Annotated in this window: 17 protein-coding genes; 11 read left to right on the top strand and 6 right to left on the bottom strand. The window is 71.4% G+C overall.

The genetic code is table 11. From position 1 onward, the window contains the following. Positions 1–3 precede the first annotated feature (3 nt). From ABT130_RS18760 to ABT130_RS18740, 5 genes are read left to right on the top strand one after another with little or no spacing between them, the layout of a single operon-like run. Positions 4–969 carry an ABC transporter permease gene (locus ABT130_RS18760; protein WP_350923094.1) on the top strand — a complete coding sequence of 322 codons (966 nt, stop codon included), beginning with the start codon at positions 4–6 and terminating at the stop codon, positions 967–969. Beyond that, positions 966–1,850, top strand: a complete 885-nt coding sequence (locus ABT130_RS18755; RefSeq protein WP_350956889.1) for an ABC transporter permease — start codon at positions 966–968, stop codon at positions 1,848–1,850. Before ABT130_RS18760 ends, ABT130_RS18755 begins: the two co-directional genes overlap by 4 nt. Beyond that, positions 1,847–2,818, top strand: a complete 972-nt coding sequence (locus tag ABT130_RS18750) for an ABC transporter ATP-binding protein (RefSeq protein WP_350923090.1) — start codon at positions 1,847–1,849, stop codon at positions 2,816–2,818. Before ABT130_RS18755 ends, ABT130_RS18750 begins: the two co-directional genes overlap by 4 nt. Then, complete coding sequence (locus tag ABT130_RS18745) at positions 2,815–3,783, top strand: ABC transporter ATP-binding protein (protein ID WP_350923088.1); 969 nt, start codon at positions 2,815–2,817, stop codon at positions 3,781–3,783. The genes ABT130_RS18750 and ABT130_RS18745 overlap by 4 nt, the downstream gene beginning before the upstream one ends. Then, a complete protein-coding gene (locus tag ABT130_RS18740) occupies positions 3,773–5,629 on the top strand; it encodes a prolyl oligopeptidase family serine peptidase (RefSeq protein ID WP_350956887.1) in 1,857 nt (618 codons plus the stop codon). The genes ABT130_RS18745 and ABT130_RS18740 overlap by 11 nt, the downstream gene beginning before the upstream one ends. Here the strand turns inward: ABT130_RS18740 and ABT130_RS18735 are convergent. The 4 genes from ABT130_RS18735 to ABT130_RS18720 all read right to left on the bottom strand — a co-directional run bounded on the left by ABT130_RS18735 (position 5,606) and on the right by ABT130_RS18720 (position 9,796). After that, entirely contained in the window at positions 5,606–6,493 is an 888-nt protein-coding gene (locus tag ABT130_RS18735) for an alpha/beta fold hydrolase (protein ID WP_350923084.1), read from the bottom strand. The two genes, ABT130_RS18740 and ABT130_RS18735, sit on opposite strands and share 24 nt — an antisense overlap. Before the next feature lie 7 nt (positions 6,494–6,500). Beyond that, positions 6,501–7,529, bottom strand: a complete 1,029-nt coding sequence (locus tag ABT130_RS18730; RefSeq protein WP_350956885.1) for a tartrate dehydrogenase — start codon at positions 7,527–7,529, stop codon at positions 6,501–6,503. Positions 7,530–7,599: 70 nt separating this feature from the next. Next, entirely contained in the window at positions 7,600–8,475 is an 876-nt protein-coding gene (locus ABT130_RS18725; RefSeq protein WP_350956883.1) for a LysR family transcriptional regulator, read from the bottom strand. A gap of 172 nt (positions 8,476–8,647) precedes the next feature. After that, entirely contained in the window at positions 8,648–9,796 is a 1,149-nt protein-coding gene (locus ABT130_RS18720; protein ID WP_350923078.1) for an ROK family protein, read from the bottom strand. A gap of 78 nt (positions 9,797–9,874) precedes the next feature. Between ABT130_RS18720 and xylA the strand changes: the two genes are divergently transcribed. The 3 genes from xylA (at position 9,875) to ABT130_RS18705 (ending at position 13,230) form a co-directional block, all read left to right on the top strand. Further along, entirely contained in the window at positions 9,875–11,026 is a 1,152-nt protein-coding gene (gene xylA, locus ABT130_RS18715) for a xylose isomerase (protein WP_350923075.1), read from the top strand. Further along, a complete protein-coding gene (xylB, locus tag ABT130_RS18710) occupies positions 11,023–12,393 on the top strand; it encodes a xylulokinase (protein WP_350923073.1) in 1,371 nt (456 codons plus the stop codon). The genes xylA and xylB overlap by 4 nt, the downstream gene beginning before the upstream one ends. 177 nt (positions 12,394–12,570) lie before the next feature. Beyond that, entirely contained in the window at positions 12,571–13,230 is a 660-nt protein-coding gene (locus ABT130_RS18705) for a DUF998 domain-containing protein (protein WP_350956881.1), read from the top strand. 28 nt (positions 13,231–13,258) lie between these two features. Here the strand turns inward: ABT130_RS18705 and ABT130_RS18700 are convergent, their stop codons facing one another. Then, on the bottom strand, positions 13,259–14,101 hold the full coding sequence (locus ABT130_RS18700) for an IS5 family transposase (RefSeq protein ID WP_350956879.1): 843 nt from the start codon (positions 14,099–14,101) through the stop codon (positions 13,259–13,261). Between the two features lie 129 nt (positions 14,102–14,230). Beyond that, positions 14,231–14,731, bottom strand: coding sequence for a hypothetical protein (locus ABT130_RS18695; protein ID WP_350956877.1), 501 nt, complete (start codon positions 14,729–14,731; stop codon positions 14,231–14,233). 249 nt (positions 14,732–14,980) lie between these two features. Here ABT130_RS18695 and ABT130_RS18690 point away from each other — a divergent pair, with 249 nt between their 5' ends. From ABT130_RS18690 to ABT130_RS18680, 3 genes are all read left to right on the top strand, one after another. Continuing rightward, entirely contained in the window at positions 14,981–17,197 is a 2,217-nt protein-coding gene (locus tag ABT130_RS18690) for a sensor histidine kinase (protein WP_350956875.1), read from the top strand. Positions 17,198–17,311: 114 nt separating this feature from the next. Continuing rightward, entirely contained in the window at positions 17,312–17,701 is a 390-nt protein-coding gene (locus ABT130_RS18685; protein WP_343961557.1) for a roadblock/LC7 domain-containing protein, read from the top strand. Then, positions 17,698–18,069 carry a DUF742 domain-containing protein gene (locus tag ABT130_RS18680; RefSeq protein ID WP_350923066.1) on the top strand — a complete coding sequence of 124 codons (372 nt, stop codon included), beginning with the start codon at positions 17,698–17,700 and terminating at the stop codon, positions 18,067–18,069. Before ABT130_RS18685 ends, ABT130_RS18680 begins: the two co-directional genes overlap by 4 nt. Positions 18,070–18,083: the final 14 nt, after the last annotated feature.

The following is an 18,083-nucleotide window of genomic DNA, read 5'->3' as shown; positions in this document are numbered from 1 at the left end:
CCGATGTTCGCCTACGTTGGACGGCGACTGCTCTACTCGGTCCCCGTCGTACTCATCGCCTCGTTCCTGCTGTTCTGGGCGGTCAGGACCACCTTCGACCCGCTCGCGAAGCTGCGCGGCGGGCAGGACCAGGGCGCGATCGCCCGCATGACCGAGGTCCTCGGGCTCGACCGGTCGATCCCCGAGCAGTACTGGCGGTGGCTGACCCAGTTCGTCACCGGCGACTGGGGAGTCAGCTCGCGGACGGCCGGCTCGGTCCACGGGCTGATCCTGCCCGCGCTCGGCACCACGCTGCAGCTGATCGTCTGGGGCGTGCTGGCCGCCGCGCTGATCGCGCTCGCCGTCGGCGTCTACTCGGCGGTGCGGCAGTACTCGGCGGGTGACCTGGCCTTCACCGGCCTCTCCTACCTCGGCGTGGCGATGCCGCCGTTCTGGCTCGGGCTGATCCTGATCCAGATCCTCGCCGCCTGGCCGCAGGAGATCCTCGGCCTGGCCGACCCGCCGCTCTACTTCGTCGGGTTGCACTCGGCGCAGGGCGGTGGCCCGCTCGACTACCTGCGCCATCTGGTGCTGCCCGTGCTGACGCTGACCGTCGGCCTGGTGGCGAGCTGGAGCAGGTTCACCCGCGCGACCATGCTGGACGCGCTCTCCAGCGAGTACGTGCGCACCGCGCGGGCCAAGGGGGTGCCCAGAGGCCGCATCGTGGTGCGGCACGCCCTGCGCACCTCGCTCGGCCCGTTCGTCAGCATCACCGCCGTGGACGCGGGCCTGCTGTTCGGCGGGCTGGTCGTCACCGAGCAGATCTTCGCCATCCAGGGCATGGGCCGGCTGTTCCTCGACTCCCTGCTCGCCGGCGACGTGTTCGTGCTGGTGCCGTGGACGCTGGTGATCGCGGTGGTCGTGATCGTGTTCAACCTGCTCGCCGACATCGCCTACGCCGTACTCGACCCGAGAGTGAGGCTCCGATGACCACGCTCACCGCCCCGACGGCGCCCGCGCAGGAACGGACCCAGTGGCAGCTGGCCCGCAGGCGGTTCCTGCGCCACCGGCTCGCGGTCGCCGGGCTCGGCGTGCTCGCCGTGCTGCTGATCGGCTGCTTCGGCGCCGACGTGATCGCCCCGTACGAGCGGGGCGTGCAGGACCTGATGCTCGGGCCGACCCCGCCGTCGGCCGCACACTGGTTCGGCACCGACGAGCTGGGCCGCGACTACCTCACCGAGCTGCTGTACGCAGGGCGGATCTCGCTGGCGATCGGTCTGTCCGTCGCCGTGCTCGCCACCGCGATGGGCACCGCTCTGGGAGCGGCCGCCGGCTTCTTCGGCGGCTGGGTGGACGAGATCATCATGCGGGTCACCGACCTGTTCATCGTCCTGCCCGCGATCGTGGTGCTGGCCGTCGTGCTGCAGGGGGCCGGCCGGTCTCCCACGGTGATCGTCCCGGTGCTGGCGGCCATCGGCTGGACCACGGTGGCCAGGGTGGTCCGCGGTCAGGTGCTCTCGCTCCGGGAGAAGGAGTACGTGTCGGCGGCCACGGTGCTCGGCGTGACCAGGCGGCGCATCATCGTGCGCCACATCCTGCCCAACCTCACCGGCGTGATCGCGGTGAGCACGTCGCTCGGCGCCGCCAGCGCGGTGATCGTCGAGTCCACGCTCTCCTTCCTCGGGTACGGCGTGCAGCCGCCCGAGTCGAGCTGGGGCAACCTGTTGAGCCAGGCGGCCGGGCTGATCGGCACGGGCAAGGTCTACCTGCTGTACTTCCCCGGCCTGTTCATCCTGCTCACGGCGCTGGCCATCAACTTCCTCGGCGACGGGCTGCGCGACGCCTTCGACCCGAAGGGAGGCCGCCGGTGAGCGCGCTGCTGGAGGTCGACGACCTCACGGTCGAGCTGCCCACCGACGACGGCCAGGTCACGGCGGTCACCGGGCTGTCGTTCTCCGTCGCGCCCGGCGAGACGCTCGGCATCGTGGGGGAGTCGGGCTCGGGCAAGAGCATCACCTCGATGGCCGTGCTGGGCATCCTGCCGGGCCGGGCCCGCGTGACGGGGTCGATCAGGTTCCGTGGCGAGGAACTGCTGGGCCGATCGGAGGCCGAGCTGCGCACGCTGCGGGGCAGCCGCATCGCGATGGTCTTCCAGGACGCGCTCACCGCGCTCACCCCCGTGCACACCGTCGGAGCGCAGATCGCCGAGGCCATCAGCGTGCACGACCCGTCGCGCTCGCGCCGCGAGCTGCGCGGGCGCGTCGCCGAGTTGCTCGACCTGGTCGGTATACCCTCGCCGGCCAAGCGCGCCGAGCAGTACCCGCACGAGCTCTCCGGCGGCATGCGCCAGCGCGTCATGATCGCGATGAGCCTCGCCAACGAGCCCGACCTGCTCATCGCCGACGAGCCGACGACCGCGCTCGACGTGACCGTGCAGGCGCAGATCCTCGATGTCATCAGGGGGATCCAGGAGCGCACGGCGACCGCGCTCATGCTGATCACCCACGACCTCGGCGTGGTGGCCGGCATCGCCGACCGCGTGCTCGTGATGTACGCGGGCGCCAAGGTCGAGGAGGCCGCCGTCGAGCCGATCTTCTACGAGCCCGCCCACCCGTACACCCGAGGGCTGCTGGCCTCGCTGCCGCGGCTCGACGCGCGCCACGGCGAGCGGCTCTACCAGATCCCCGGCCAGCCCTCGCGGGCTCCCGGGTGCGCGTTCCACCCGCGCTGCGAGCACGCGAGGGCGGGCCTGTGCGACACGACCGTCCCCGCGCCGGTCCCCATCGGTGCCGGGCACACGGCGTCGTGCCTGCGAGTAGAGGAGGTTCGCTCGATATGACGGCGCTGGAGGTCGTGGACCTCGTCAAGACCTATCCGGTACGCAGCGGGGTGTTCCGCCGCCGCGTCGGCAGCGTCCAGGCCGTGTCCGGGGTGAACCTGCGCGTGGAGCGCGGCACCACCCTCGGGCTCGTGGGCGAGAGCGGCTGCGGGAAGTCGACGCTGGCCGCGTGCCTGGTGCGCCTCGTGGAGCCCACGGCCGGCCGGGTGCTGCTCGACGGCGCCGACTTCACCGCGCTGCCCGCCGCCGAGCTGCGACACGCACGCAGCCGGATCCAGATGGTCTTCCAGGATCCGTACGCCTCGCTCAACCCCCACATGACCGTGCGCGCCATCCTCACCGAGGCCCTCGACACCCACGGGCGCGACCCGGCGCGCGTGCCCGAGCTGCTGGAGCTCGTCGGGCTCGACCCCGGGCACGCCGGCCGTTTCCCGCACGAGTTCTCGGGCGGCCAGCGCCAGCGTGTCGGCATCGCCCGCGCGCTCGCCGTCGAACCCGACGTGATCGTGCTGGACGAGCCGGTCAGCGCGCTGGACGTGAGCATTCAGGCGGGCGTGATCAACCTGCTGGAGGACCTGCAGGACCGGCTCGGCCTCACCTACGTGCTGATCGCCCACGACCTGTCCGTGGTGCGGCACGCCAGCGACCAGGTGGCCGTCATGTACCTCGGCCGGATCGTCGAGCAGGGGCCGCCGGACGAGCTCTACCAGCGCCCCCTCCACCCCTACACCCAGGCGCTGCTGTCGGCCGTGCCGATCCCCGACCCACGGGCCGAGCGCGCCCGCCGCCGGATCATCCTGACCGGCGACGTCCCGAGCCCGACGGATCCGCCGTCGGGCTGCCGGTTCCGGACCCTCTGCCCGAAGGCCAGCCAGATCTGCGCCGCCGAGGTCCCTCCGCTCGTCACGGACGAGCGCGGGCACGGCGTCGCCTGTCACAAACCGGAGTTGATCGATGTCCTCTGAAGCCCGCACCTGGCGCTCGCGTTTCTCCGTCCCCGTGCTGGAGTCCGCGCGTCCCTGCCCTGGTGACCTCGACCTGGAAATGATCTTCGCGGCCGGCGTGGGAGACGCCGAGGTGTCGATCTGGGATCCGGCCACCGGCGCGACCACACCGCTGCCCGAGTTGCCGCCGCACGTGGCCGACCCCGTACCGGCCGCCGACGGCCGCTCGGTGCTGGTGCTGCACGACGAGGACGGCAGCGAGGTCGGCCACCTGTGGTCGTATCCGGTCGGCGGCGGTCGGCCCGTCGATCTCACCCCTGACCTTCCTCCCTACACGCTGCGCGGCCTCGACGTGGCGCGCGACGGCTCGGCCGTGGTCATCGCGACGGTCACGGACGCCGGGTTCACGCTCTACCACCTGGCAGGCGGCGCAGTCAGCCGCCTGTTCCGCAGCAGGAACGAGGCGTGGAACAGCCTGGTCACCGCCGACGGCACGCTGGCGAGCATCGACACCACCGACCACAACCCCGGCGTCCGCCGCTTCGCCGTCACCGTGCTCGACACCTCGGACGGCGCGGTGCTCGCCTCGCTCTCGGACGGCCCGCTCGGGCCGGTGCGCGGGGTCAGGTTCTCGCCGGTCGCGGGGGACCCGCGGCTGCTGGTGAGCACCGAGCGCACCGGATACGCCCGGCCCAGCGTGTGGAACCCGCTCACCGGCGAGCGCATCGACGTCGACGCGCCGGAGCTCGCCGGCGAGCTCGTCCCGCTCGACTGGTCGGACGACGCCGCCAGGCTGCTGCTCGTCCACGTCGACCAGGGCATCCACCGGGTGTACGAGTACGACATCCCGGCCGGTGAGCTGCTTCGTGTCCCGCACCCCGACGGGGCCTACTTCTTCCCCGAGGTGGCGTGCGCGGTGCGCAACGCATGGGCCTCCCATTACGGCCCCGGCGGCCAGATCAGGCTGCTGCGGCAGCGTGCCGACCTGCCGCTCCAGGTGCTCGCGCTCGACCGGGGCGACGGCGAGCCGCGCCCCCTCCTCGCCTCCGAGCCCGTGGTGCCCGGGATCCCGCTGCGTTCGGTGCCTGTCACCTCGAAGGACGGCACCGTACTGCAGCTGTGGGTCGCGGCCCCGCGCGAGGCGAGCGGCCCCGTGCCGCTCGTGCTGAACGTGCACGGCGGGCCGAACCTCGCCGAGGTCGGCGGATACGATCCCGTCGCGCAGGCGTGGCTGGAGGAGGGCTTCGCCTACGCCTCGCTGAACTACCGCGGCTCCGTCACGTTCGGCCGGGAGTTCCGCGAGGGGTTCTGGGGCGCCGTCGGAGACCGCGAGCTGGAGGACATCGAGGCGGCATGGCGCTGGCTCGTCGATGAGGGCGTCGCCGACCCTTCGGCCGTCTTCATCACCGGCGCCTCGTTCGGCGGCTACCTGACGCTGCTCTCGCTGGGCCGGCTACCCGAGCTGTTCGCCGGCGGCTTCGCCTTCATCGCACTGGCCGACTGGAAGATCGCCTACGAGGACATGCATCCCGCGCTGCAGGCGGCCTGGAGAGGCTTCATCGGCGGCACCCCGGAGACCGCGGGCGAGCGGTTCAGGCTGAGCTCGCCGATGACCTACATCGAGCACGTGCGGGCGCCCGTGCTGATCAACCAGGGCCGCTACGACACCCGTACGCCCGCGCGGCAGGCCGAGGAGTACACGCGGCGGCTGCGTGAGGCCGGAGGCGACGTGGTGCTCCGGTTCTTCGAAGGCGGCCACGGACCCGTCGGCAACGACGGCGTGGTCGGCAAGATCGAGCTTGAGCTGGAACTGGCCCGTAAGGCGTTGCGCGGCGAGCGCTGGTCATCTGGGCAGGAAGCGCGCTAGCTCCCTGACGACCTCGGCCGGCGCCTCCTCGGGCAGGTAGTGATCGCTTGGCAGCGCCGTACCGGAGACGTCGTCGGCGTACTCGCGCCAGACCGCGAGCACGTCGTAGGTGCGTCCGACGAAACTGTGCGCGCCCCACAGTGCCAGCACGGGGCAGCGCACCTTACGGCCCGCCGCCGCGTCGGCCTCGTCGTGCTCGAGGTCGACGCCCGCGGCCGCCCGGTAGTCGGCGCACGACGCGGCGATCGCGGCGGGGTCGGAGAAGCAGCGCACGTACTCGCGCACCGCGGCCTCGTCGTATCTGGCGCCGCCCGCGTGCCTGGCGGCCATCCGGCTGCGAATCCAGAACTCGGGGTCGTTGCCGATCAGTCTCTCCGGGATGCCGTTGCCGGCGGCCAGGAAGAACCAGTGGTAGTACCCCAGGCCGAACGCCGCGTCGGCGTGGGCGAACGTGTGCCTGGTCGGCACGATGTCCAGGACGGCCAGCGCCTCGACGGCCTCGGGATGGTCGAGCGCCATCCGGTGGCCCACCCGCGCGCCCCTGTCGTGGCCGGCGACGGCGAAGCGGTCGAAGCCCAGCGCCCGCATCACCGCGAGCTGGTCCGCGGCCATCGCCCGCTTGGAGTACAGGTCGTCGGTGACCGGCGCGGGCTTGGCGCTGTCGCCGTACCCGCGCAGATCCGTCAGCACGACCGTGTGGCGGGAAGCCAGCGCGGGCGCGACGTCGTGCCAGATCAGGTGCGTCTGCGGGTAGCCGTGCAGCAGGAGCACAGGTGGCCCCTCACCGCCGACGACCGTGTGGACGGCGACGCCGCCGGCGTCCACCGTGCGCGGCTGGAACGGGCTGGGCAGCGGAACGCTCATGACTCCCTCAGAGTGCTTCGAGGATCGCGTGGGTCAGGTCCACGGTGGTGGCCGTGCCGCCGAGGTCGGGGGTGCGCACGGAGGTCGTGGCGAACACGTGACCGATCGCCTCCAGGATGGCGGCTGCGGCCTCCGGGTGGCCCAGGTGGTCGAGCATCATCGCGGCCGTCCAGATCGCGCCGACCGGGTTGGCGATGCCGCGGCCCGCGATGTCGGGCGCCGACCCGTGGACCGGCTCGAACATCGACGGGTGGGCCCGCGTCGGGTCGATGTTCGCGGCGGGCGCCAGGCCGATGCTGCCGGCGACCGCGGCGGCGAGATCGGAAAGGATGTCCCCGAACAGGTTCGAGGCGACGATCACGTCGAACCGCGCCGGGTCGAGCACCAGCTTGGCGCAGAGCGCGTCGATGTGCTCCGACTGCACGGTGACACCGGAGCGCTGAGCCACCCGCTCGGCGACGATCTCATCCCAGAACGGCATCGTGTGGATGATCCCGTTCGACTTCGTCGCCGAGGTCAGCCGCCCGGTGCGCCGCTCGGCCAGGTCCAGGGCGTAGTCGACGATGCGGGTGACTCCGCTTCTGGTGAAGACTGCCTCCTGTATCGCCATCTCCGCCGGCGTCCCCTGGTACAGGCGGCCGCCGATCTCGCTGTACTCGCCCTCGACGTTCTCGCGCACCACCACGAGATCGATCCCCCGCTGCCCGCCGAGCACCTTGATCGGCCGCAGGTTCACGTACTGCTGGAAGCCTCGGCGGATCGGGATCAGCAGCCCCCACAGCGACACGTGATCGGGCACGCCCGGCGCGCCCACCGCGCCCAGGAAGATCGCGTCGTGGTGGCGCACCCGGTCGAGGCCGTCCGCGGGCATCATCGCGCCCTCGGCCAGATAGCGGGCGCACGACCAGTCGAACTCGTCGTAGGTGAGGTCGATGGCGTGCTTGCGGCCCACGGCGTCGAGTACGGCGCGGGCGGCGCCGCACACCTCGGTGCCGATCCCGTCCCCGGGGATCACGGCGATGCGATGCGATTTCATGCCCTCGATTCCAGCAGCCGGGCCCGGGTGCGGTCCAAGATCGGCTTCCTACCCCACCGATCGGCGCCGCCTATCGATGCGTGGCCATGCGCAGGAACGTGCGTGCCGCCGGGCCGAGCCCGCCCGCGTGGCCGGCGTAGGCGACGTCCAGATGGACGGGCGGATCGAGGTCGGCCACGACCGCGCCCGATCGCTCGGCCAGCTCCCGCCACGAGTCGGCCAGCACGGCGACGCCGCTCCCGCCGAGCACCAGCGGCAGGATCGCCTCGCGGTGTTCTGTCTCGACCGCGATCGTCAGCCGCACCCCCGAGCGGATCAGGTCGTCGACCACCGCGCGCATCCCGGTGCCCGTCTGGCCGGCGATCACCCGCAGGCCGGACAGCTCGTCCGGACTCACCCGGGCGTCGGCGGAGAACGGCCCGCCGGCCGCCGAGACCACCACGAACCGCTGCCGCCCGACCGGATGCAGATCCACGCCGGGCCGCTGCGGGAGCCGTATCGCCGCCAGCAGGCCCAGCTCGGTCCGGCCGGTGCGGACGGCCTCCACCACCTGCTCCGCGGTCGCCGCGGCGCGGACCACCACCCGCACCCCCGGATACTCCGCCGTGAAACGGGAGATCACCCCCGCGAGCGGGTCGATCGCCTGCGACGGCATCGCCGTGATCTCCAACCGTCCCGTCCGCAGGCCCCGCACCGCCTCGACGGACCCGACGGCGAGGCCTCGCGCGTGGATGACCGCCCGCGCCGGTTCCACCAGCGCCCGCCCCGCCTCCGTCAGCACCACACCGCGGCCGACCCGATGGAACAGCGCCTCGCCCAGCTCGCGCTCGAGCTGCTTGATCGACTGCGACAACGACGGCTGCGCGACATAGAGCACTTCCGCCGCACGATGGAAACCGCCGTGGTCGACGACCGCGAGAAACCGCTCCAACTGCCGGAAGTCCACCGCAGGATCATCCCTCTCCCGGCGATCCGGGTCCAGGAACCACGGGGAGCAGGCCCCGTGCCGCCCCTTCGGCGATCTGCTTCCTGCCCGAGTGGACCTGCCTCAGTCGTCCGGCCAGGCCACGGCCTGGCCGCCGAGGCCGCGCCGGGGACCGGACCGAGGGAACCGGGTCTCAGCGTCGCAACAGGATCGCGATCGGATTCGCGATGATCCGGTGGATGATCTGTCCGGCGGCTCCCAGGGGGGCGGCGTCGCTGCCGAGCCGGGAGACGGTCAGTTCGGGGACGGTGTGCCGCATCCCGGTCAGCCGGGCGGTCATCGCCTGGTTGACCGGGTCGCGGATCCACGGGAAGAGCGGGGCGAAGACGCCGCCCAGCACGATCATGCCGGGGTCCATCAGATGGATCGCCGAGGTGAGGGCGATGCCGAGCGCCTGCCCGGCGCGCTCGCAGGCTTCCAGCGCGCCGGGCTCGCCCGCGCGCAGGCTCTCCAGCAGTTCGGGGATGCCGGGCAGGCCGCAGGCCCGGAGCAGGGCCTCCTGCCCGGCGTACTGCTCCAGGCAGCCCCGGCCGCCGCAGCGGCAGGCCGGACCGTCCGGATGGACGACCACGTGCCCCAGCTCCCCGGCGAGACCGCGGGCGCCGCGGAACAGGGTGCCGCCCACCACCAGGCCCGCGCCGATGCCGATCTCCCCCGACACGTGCAGGAAGTCGCCGGGGGCCGACCCGAACCAGAGCTCGCCCAGGGCCGCGAGGTTGGCCTCGTTGTCCACCTCGACGGGGAAGTCCAGCAGGTCGGAGACGCGGACGTGGTGCCAGCCGAGGTTGGGGGCGGTGTGCACGAGCCCCCCGTCCACGGGGCCGGGTACCGCGAGGGTCGATCCGGCGATGGCCAGGCCCTCCCGGCGGGCTTCATCCACAGCCCTGTGGGCAAGTTCTGCCAGGTGGGAAAGGGTTTCCACAGGGGAGGTCGCACGGTTGTCCACAGCCTGTGAATATCGGAGCCGCACCGCGAGGGTGAGGTCGACCACGCAGGCGGACAGGTAGTCGACGTTGATCTCCAGGCCGAGCGCGGCGACCCGCCGCCCGCTGAGCGTCACCGCCGTGCCCGGCCGGCCCCGCTCGCCGTCCCGCAGTGCGCCGGACTCGGCGACCATGCCCGCCTCGATCAGGTCGCCGACCATCTTCGACACCGTCGTCTTCGTCAGCCCGGTGATCTCGGCCAGCGCCGCCCGGGTGGCCGGGCCGTTCCTGCGGATCTCGCCGAGGACCACGCCGAGGTTGCGGGCGCGCATCGAGTCGTGGCGTACGGCCTGTGTCATGGAACATCCACCCCTTGACGATCCCACCACCCCGATCCATATTAAGTCCATAAAATGGATTAAATCGGAGGAACGTAGATGAGCGCCTACACCCCCAAGCCCGAAGATCGCTTCACCTTCGGGCTCTGGACCGTCGGCTGGCAGGCCCGCGACCCCTTCGGTGACGCGTCGCGGGCCCCGCTGGACCCGGTGGAGAGCGTTCACCGGCTCGCGGAGCTCGGCGCGTACGGCGTCACCTTCCACGACGACGACCTGCTCGCTGTCGAGCCCGACCGGGACAGGGCCATCGCGAACTTCAAGAAGGCGCTGGCCGAGACCGGGCTCAAGGTCCCGATGGCCACCACCAACCTGTTCACCCACCCGGTTTTCAAGGACGGCGCGTTCACCAGCAACGACCGCGAGGTCCGCCGCCACGCGCTGCGCAAGGTCATCCGCAACATCGACCTGGCCGCCGAGCTCGGTGCGACCACCTACGTCTGCTGGGGCGGGCGCGAGGGCTCCGAGTCCGGGGCCGCCAAGGACATCAGGGCCGCGCTCAGCCGCTACAAGGAGGGCATGGACCTGCTCACCTCGTACGTGATCGAGAAGGGCTACGACATCAGGTTCGCCATCGAGCCCAAGCCGAACGAGCCGCGCGGCGACATCCTGCTCCCGACCGTCGGCCACGCGCTCGCGTTCATCAACGAGCTCGAACACCCCGACCGCGTCGGCCTCAACCCCGAGGTGGGCCACGAGGAGATGGCCGGGCTCAACTTCGCGCACGGCATCGCGCAGGCGCTCTGGCACGGCAAGCTCTTCCACATCGACCTGAACGGCCAGCACGGCCCCCGCTACGACCAGGACCTGATCTTCGGCCACGGCGACGTGAAGAACGCCTTCTTCCTGGTCGACCTGCTGGAGAACGGCGGCTACGAGGGCCCCAGGCACTTCGACTACAAGCCGCTGCGCACCGAGGACTCCGAGGACGTCTGGGTCTCCGCCGCGGCCAACATGCGCACGTACCTGATCCTGAAGGAGAAGGTGAGGGCCTTCCGCGCGGACCCCGAGGTCGTCGAGGCGCTCGCCGCGAGCAAGGTCGCCGAGCTCTCCGAGCCCACGCTGGCACCGGGCGAGACGATCGCGGACCTGAGCCGCGACTCCTTCGACCTCGAAGCGGTGGCCGCGCGCGGCTTCCACTTCACCCGCCTCAACCAGCTCGCCATGGAGCACCTCCTCGGGGTCCGCGGATGACGCTCGTGGCCGGGGTCGACTCGTCGACCCAGAGCTGCAAGGTGGTGATCAGGGACGCCCGCACGGGCGCCCTGGTCCGCCAGGGCCGCGCGACCCACCCGGAGGGCACCGAGGTCGATCCCGGGGCCTGGTGGGAGGCGCTGCGGGAGGCGCTCACCCGGGCGGGCGGGCTGGACGGCGTCGAGGCGATGAGCGTCGGCGCGCAGCAGCACGGCATGGTCTGCCTGGACGCCTCAGGCGACGTGGTCAGGAAGGCGCTGCTCTGGAACGACACCCGCTCCGCCGGGGCGGCGGCCGACCTGGTGAGGGAACTGGGCGGTCCTGAGCGCTGGGCCGAGGCGGTCGGCAGCGTGCCGGTGGCGTCGTTCACGGTGACCAAGCTCCGCTGGCTGGCCGAGCACGAGCCCGACTCCGCCCGTCGTACGGCGAGGGTTTGCCTGCCGCACGACTGGCTCACCTGGCGGCTGGGCGGGGAGTTCGTCACGGACAGGGGCGACGCGTCGGGCACCGGGTACTGGTCGCCCACGACCGGGGCCTACCGGACCGACCTCCTGCGGACGGCCTTCGGTGCCCTTCCCGAACTCCCCGAGGTGCTGGGGCCCCGCGACGGCGCGGGAGAGGTCAAGGCGTTCGGAAACGGCACGGTGCGGCTCGCGCCGGGGACGGGCGACAACATGGCGGCGGCCCTCGGGGTCGGCGCCCTGCCGGGGGACGTGGTGGTGTCGATCGGGACGTCGGGGACGGCCTTCGCGGTCGCCGACAGCCCGAGCGCCGACCCGAGCGGCGCCGTGGCCGGGTTCGCGGACGCCACCGGGCGGTTCCTGCCGCTGGTGGCCACGCTCAACGCGGCCAGGGTGCTGGACGCCACCGCGCGGATGCTCGGGGTCGGTCTCGACGAGCTCGACCGGTTGGCCCTGGAGGCGCCCTCGGGGGCCGGCGGCCTCGTCCACGTCCCGTACCTGGAGGGCGAGCGCACCCCGAACCTGCCCTCGGCCACGGGGTCGCTGCACGGGCTGACGCTGGGCACCGCCACCCCGGCCCACCTGGCCAGGGCCGCGGTGGAAGGGCTGCTCTGCCACCTCGCCGACGCCTTCGACGCCCTCGGGCTCGACCCGGCCAGGGTGCTGCTCATCGGAGGCGGCGCCAGGTCCGAGGCCGTACGGCGGATCGCCCCCGCGGTCTTCGGGCGGCCCGTGGTCGTTCCCGAGCCGGGGGAGTACGTCGCGGACGGGGCGGCCAGGCAGGCCGCCTGGCTGCTCGGCGGCGACGAGCCTCCGGCCTGGGAGGCGGGCAGGTCCGAGCGCTACGAGGCCGACCCCGCGCCCGAGGTCAGGGCCCGCTACGCCGAGGTCCGCGGGCTCCGCTGAGACGCCGGACGGATCGGGCGGCCTGTACACGGCCCCGGCCGGGGCCGTGTACAGGGGCGTCGAGGGGACCAAGACGGGTGAAGCCGCTCTCCGGCCGGTCGTCTCAGGGACGGCTCAGGGTTGGATCAGGGATGCCGCCGGATGCCCGAAACGCCCTGCGGCGAGCAGGATTGATCCATGCTCGCCTCGAAAAGGCTCTACCCCCTGATCGCGTGCGCCGGGATCGCGGCGGCCGCGGTGGCCGCCCTGGCCGCCGTCGTGGGGCAGCCCGACCCGGTTCCGTACCCGGACTCGCTCGATCTGACGATCAGCGAGTACGCCGCGCTGGACCGCAGCGGAGTCACCGGGTTCGTCATGGCGTCGCTGGGCATCGCCTCTCTCGCGCTGGTCGCCGGGCTGCGCGCGACCGGGGCGCCGGTGGGTGTCCTGGCCGAGCGGTTGATGCGGGTGTGGGGTGCCGGGCTCATCCTCCTCGCGGTGCTGCCCCCGGCCCTCCCCGGCACGGGCACCGACCTGGTCGGCCAGGCGTACCGCTACCTGTCGATCGCCGTGTTCGTGGCGATGCCGGTGGCGGGCGGCCTGCTGGTGGCGCGGTTCAACGAGGACGAGCGGTGGCGGCCGGTGGCCAGGACCGTGGAGTGGCTGGCGCTGGCCGGAGGTTTCGGCCTGCTGGTGATCACCTACGTGGCGCTCCCCGGGCACGGGGTGCTCGCGGGCCTCGCCGAGTGGATTCTGCTCGGGACCGAGGTCGCGCTGGTCGGCGTGCTGGCCGCCCGGCTCGCACGGCTGACCTGGGCACGGAGCGCCACTCAGGCATCACGCGCCGCTCTGGGCTGACTTAGAGGTCGCGCAGATAGGCGAATGGTCAGGGGCGGCGTCGGGGGCGGGCTGCCCAGCGATGGGTGGTCCAGGCTTGGCGGATCAGGCTACGGACGGTGATGATCGTGTCGGCGAGATCGAAGAACGCCTCGATGACGCTGGTCCGGCGTTCGTAGCAGCGCGCAAGCCGGTGGAAGGCGTTCTGCCAGGCGTGCGTGCGCTCAATGTGCCACCGGTGGGTGGCCTGGACCGGCGCTTTGATCCCCTTGCGGGCGATCCGGCCGTGCAGACCGCGTTCGGCGAGCACAGCGCGGGAGCTGGCCGAGTCGTAGCCGGCGTCGAGATGAACGGTGATCTTGTCGGGCAGAGGCCCGAGTTCGTGCAGAAGATCGAGAGTCGGAGCCAGCAGCGGGGAGTCGTGGCGGTTGGCGCCGGCCAGGACGCGACCGAGTGGGATGCCGTAGCCGTCGGTCATGCTGGAGCGCTTCATGCCCTGCTTGCCCCGGTCGACTGGTGAGCGTCCTGCCGCATCGCCGCCGCCGGGGGCCTTGGTGATGGCACCGTCCACGGTGATCTGGTCGAGGGCGAGACCGACGACGCGGTCATAAACACCGAGCGCGATCTGCTTCAACTGCGTGAACACGCCCATGTTTATCCACTCGTCGCGGCGGTTGCGGATCGTGGTGGCCGAGCAGGTGGAGTCCGCGATCGCTTCGTAAGAGCAGCCGAACCGGAGGACCTGGAGCAGTTTGTCGAAGACGAGCCGGTCGCCGATCCGGCGCCGGTGGCAGACCAACGGGTGGCTCTGATCAAACTCGGGCCGCTGCGGCAACAGGCCGGCAAATTGGTCCCAGAGCGGTTCAGTCAGCCATGATGGCAGTACAGGCACAGGTCTCCTCAGTGATCACAGAGCGTCGCAACTCCATGATCACGGATCTGTGCCTGTGCCGTCTGCCAACTGGCCCCGCCTGCTGACGATCTGCGCGGCCTCCAGAGCCGCGATGCCACAACAAGCGGCTCATTGCTCGTCCTCGAGGCCCTGAACGTCGACAGGCTGCGTGCCGTTGAAGGTCACCAGGATTCCGTAGGGGTCCGCCAGCCGGAACCTGCTCTCTGTGAACCGGATTGCCCAGGTCTGGTCGGCCCACACCACTGCTTCGGGAACTGCCAACGGCAACTCTGGAAGATCCAGCCAGCTCAGTTCCTCGGATGTGAGTTCAAAGTGCCGCTCCCGAAGCCGGGTCCGGCAGTACCGCACGGCTCGGTCGACGAAGACGTCGAAACGGCTCACAACGTCGTGAGCGAGTTGGAGGGTGACCTCTTCAGGCGGCGCGGCCGGCTCAATCACCAGACTGATAACCGCCGCGTTGCCGCCTGCCGGCTCCGGGAAGCAGCCGGTCCAGCAGGCCAAAGACGGAGGGCTCTCCGTCCGTTTCAATGCAAGCCCGGCGATACGCAGCGTTGCAGGCAGGTCCACACCAATGCCCGAGATACTTGGCAGTTCGCCGTCGTCCGACATCGGCTCAGCATATGCCAAGCCCCATCACGCCGATTACCCGCCAGCCGAGACACACGGTGACCGCGCGACCACTTTCCACTCCCGAACCGAGCCCTATCTGCGCGACCTCTTATCACTTCCCATGACTATTTCATGACATGTCACAAATAGGCTACAAATAGCAGGAGCCGCCAGTGCTATTCTCGTCGGCGATCTAGAGATCGTCCGGGGGCTCCCCCTGGCGTTCCGTGAGCGAGCCGTTGAGGTGACATGGCATCGAGCAAGTCCATCCGGTTCAAGGTCTCGGTGCTGCTGGCCATTCCTCTCACCTCGCTGGTGGCGGTGTGGGGCTTCGCCTCGGTCGTCACGGTCGGCGACTCGATGAGCCTTCGCTCCATCGGCACGCTGTACGAATCCGTCGGCAAACCCTCAGGTGACCTGAACAGCGCGGTCCAACGCGAGCACATCCTGTCGGCCGAGTACCTGGCCACCCGCTCCGACTCCGACCACAAGACCCTCGCGGGACAGCGGGTGGTCACCGACCAGGCCCGGACCCGTCTCCGCCAGGAGATGGACAGGGACGAGGTGCGGGCGGTGATGCCCGACGAGATGAGGGCACGCCACGCCGAGCTGATAAGGCAGGTGGAGGGGCTCGATGCGATCCGCGCCAGGGTCGACGCGGGGCGGATCGACTCGGTGGGGCTCTCCGCGGAGTTCGCCCGGCTGCCGGACGTGCTGAACCGGCTCTTCAACACTCTGAGTCTCACCAACGACCTCCCGCTCTACCGCCAGTTGCGCAGCGTCACGATGGTCAACCAGAGCATGAACCTGCTCAGCCGCGAGCGGGCACTCGCCACGGGCCCGCTGGCGCTGCGGAGCCCGATGACGGAGAACCAGGCGCGGGTGTTCGCCCGGATCGCCGCCAACCGGGCCTTCCTCATGGAACAGGCGCTCCCCGAGCTGGAGCCCTCGCTGGGCGCCCCCTTCACGGAGCTGATCGCCTCCTCGACATACGCCAGGTTCGTCGCCTTGGAGTCTCGCCTGCTGGTCGGCGCCGGTGTCTCGGCCACCGACTGGCGCGCCGCGGGCGACGCGCTGGACGCCGTCTACCAGCGGTCGATGACGGAGATCGGTCCCATGCTCGTCAAGCGGGCCGAGCCGGTGACCGTGGGCGTCTACATCCGCGCCGGTGTCGTCGGCGTGCTCGGCCTCGTCGCGGTCGTCGCGTCGCTGCTCGTCTCGTACCGGATCGGCAGCGGGATCACCAGGGAACTCGCCGCCGTACGGCGGGCCGCCACCGACCTCGCGGAGGTGCGGCTGCCACGGGTGATGGAGAAGCTGCGCCGCGGCGAGAAGGTGGACGTGACGGCCGAGGCGCCCGCGCTGGAACCGCTGGGCAGCACCGCCGAGATCCACGATGTCGCCGCCGCCTTCGACAGCGTCCGGCGCAGCGCCGTGGACGCCGCCGTGGAGCAGGCCAGGCTGCGCGAGGGCGCCGCCCACTCCTTCCGCAACCTCGCCCGCCGGAGCCAGTCGCTGCTGCAGCGCCAGCTCAAGCTGCTCGACGGCATGCAGAAGCGGGCGGAGAACCCCGAGGCGCTGGAGAACCTCTTCAGGCTCGACCACCTCACCACCCGCATGCGCCGCCACGCCGAGGGCCTGGTGATCCTGTCCGGTGGGGCGGCGGGCCGCAAGTGGCGCTCGGCGGTGCCGATGGAGGACGTGCTGCGCGGGGCCGCCGCCCAGGTCGAGGACTACGCCCGGGTGCGGATCCTCCCGACGGGCGGCACCACCCTGGTCGGCAACGCCGTCGCGGACATGATGCACCTGTTCGCCGAGCTCCTGGAGAACGCCACGGTCTTCTCCCCGCCCGGCAGCCAGGTCTCGGTCCGCGGCGAGCTCGCGGGCCGTGGCTTCGCCGTCGAGATCGAGGACAGGGGGCTCGGGCTGACCGCGGAGAAGCGTGCCGCGATCAACGAGCGCCTGGCCAGCCCGCCGGAGTTCGACCCGGGCGACACCGACCGGCTGGGCTTCGCCGTGGTCGGGTTGCTGGCCGCCAGGTACGGGGTCGAGGTCGTGCTGCACTCCTCGCCGTACGGCGGGACCGGGGTGGTCGTCCTCATCCCCGAGGAACTGCTCGGGGAGCCGGAGTCCGTCGAGCAGTCGCCGGAGCCGCCGGTGCTCACCGTCATCAGCGTGCGGCCCGAGCCCGGGGGACAGCCGGAACGGGCCGCCGGTGAACCCGGTGAGCCGGCGGTGCCGATTCCCACGGACCTGTGGAGGCCGCTGCGGCGCGGTGGCGGCGGCGGGCTGCCACGCCGGGTACGGCAGGCGAACATGCCGCCGATGCAGGCCAGGGAGCCACGTCCGCCCGATGCCGAGATCGAGGAGCGGTCACCGGAGGAGGCGAGGGCGCTGATGAGCGCCCTGCAGTCCGGCTGGCAGCGCGGCCGGGCCGACGACGAGGACGGCGGTGCCGAGCGTTGAGCCGGGGCCGTGAGTGCGGGAGCGCGAACGGAGGCGGGTCCATGAGACCGGCTTCGTCGCGCCGGTGGGGGATGAAGATCAAAAGGATCATCAGAGGGGAAGGGGTTTAACCACGTGCCGGGTGAGCTTTATTGGCTTCTGGATGATTTCGTCACGAGTGTGGCGGACGTTTCGCACGCACTGATCCTGTCCAACGACGGGTTGATGATGGCCTCGTCCAGAGGGCTGACGAAGGAGGACGCCGACCATCTGTCGGCGGTGGCGTCCGGCTTCCAGAGCCTTGCGAAGGGCACCAGCCTGCAGTTCGGCGGCGGAGCCGTGCGCCAGACGATGGTGGAGATGGACTCCGCGTTCCTCTTCGTCACCTCCGCCGGTCAGGGGAGCTGCCTGTCGGTCATGACCACCGGCGCCGCCGACGTGGGCCTGATCGCCTACGAGATGGCCCGCCTGGTCACCCGGGTCGGACAGCACCTGGCCACCGGGCCCCGGATGGCCGGCCAATGAGCGATGACATCGAGTGGGTAGACGAGGAGGCCGGTCCCGTCGTCCGCCCCTACGCGGTGACCGGGGGGCGCACCAGGGCGTCCTGCTCCTCGTTCGACCTGCTCTCGATGGCGGTGGCGACAGGGACACCGGTCTCCCCGGGAGCGTGTCTGGGCTCCGAACACCGGCGGCTGCTCAACCTGGTCAGGCGGGCACGCCCGATCGTGGAGATCGCGTCGGATGCCGGGTTGCCGGTCGGCGTGGTCAAAGTCCTCCTGGGCGACCTGCTCGACCAGGGCCTGATTTTGGTGAGATCGCCGCTTCCCGCCGCCTCCGTGCCGCCGGAGAGCCTGCTGAGGGAGTTGATCATCGGCCTGCGGGCACTGTGACCTCCCGGCGGGGC

The sequence above is a fragment of the Streptosporangium sp. NPDC001681 genome (assembly GCF_040298085.1).
Classification (GTDB): domain Bacteria; phylum Actinomycetota; class Actinomycetes; order Streptosporangiales; family Streptosporangiaceae; genus Streptosporangium.
This window is presented reverse-complemented; position numbering and strand designations above follow the sequence as displayed.